Genomic DNA, 628 nt, shown 5'->3' on the forward strand with positions numbered 1-628 from the left:
CGGACGCTGGCCCGCGACATCGTCGCGGCCCGCGTCGTGTGAGGTTCCCCACCGACGGACTGGAGGCACGGGTCATCCCCGCCACGCGCCTCCAGGCCGTCAGTCCCCCCAGATCTCCCCGACGACGGCGCCGAGCAGGCCGCTGGTCGGGAAGGCGGCCTGCCGGATCACGATGAACGTGTCGTCGCGGATGAAGACCGTCGTCGTCTGGTCGACCGGGTACGGCTCGGCCCTGACGGTCAGCTGGCACATCCGACCACCGTCGCGTTCCTGGCAGTCCCACGCACTCTCCGCGAGCCGCTCGGCCGCCCCGGGACCGGTGGTCCCGATGTCCATCGTGAGGCCGGTGACGTCTGCGCTCGGATCGGCCCACACACACGTGATCGCCGCGGAACCACCCGTCCAGAGGATGTCCGGCGAGTCCGACCCCGTCGACTCCTGGGTCTGGTCGATCTCCGTCAACGGGGTGGCCCCGAAGAAGCGGTCGTAGTCGTCAGCCGGGACCGTCCCGCGGCAGGTCGTCGGGATCGTCGCGACGGTGTTCCGGGTCGGCGTCGCCGTCGGCGTGATCGGGGCGGACGTCGGCGTCGTGGCGGACGGCGCCGGCTCGGGCTGCTGGCTCTGCGTC

The 628-nt window shown here is 72.1% G+C and carries 1 protein-coding gene; it reads right to left on the reverse strand.

The window, feature by feature from the left end; genetic code table 11:
- Positions 1–99: 99 nt before the first annotated feature.
- A partial coding sequence (locus FS532_RS18415) for a hypothetical protein (RefSeq protein ID WP_186322149.1) occupies positions 100–628 on the reverse strand: 529 nt, incomplete at its 5' end.

This window comes from Curtobacterium pusillum (assembly GCF_007673235.1).
Taxonomy (GTDB): domain Bacteria; phylum Actinomycetota; class Actinomycetes; order Actinomycetales; family Microbacteriaceae; genus Curtobacterium; species Curtobacterium pusillum_C.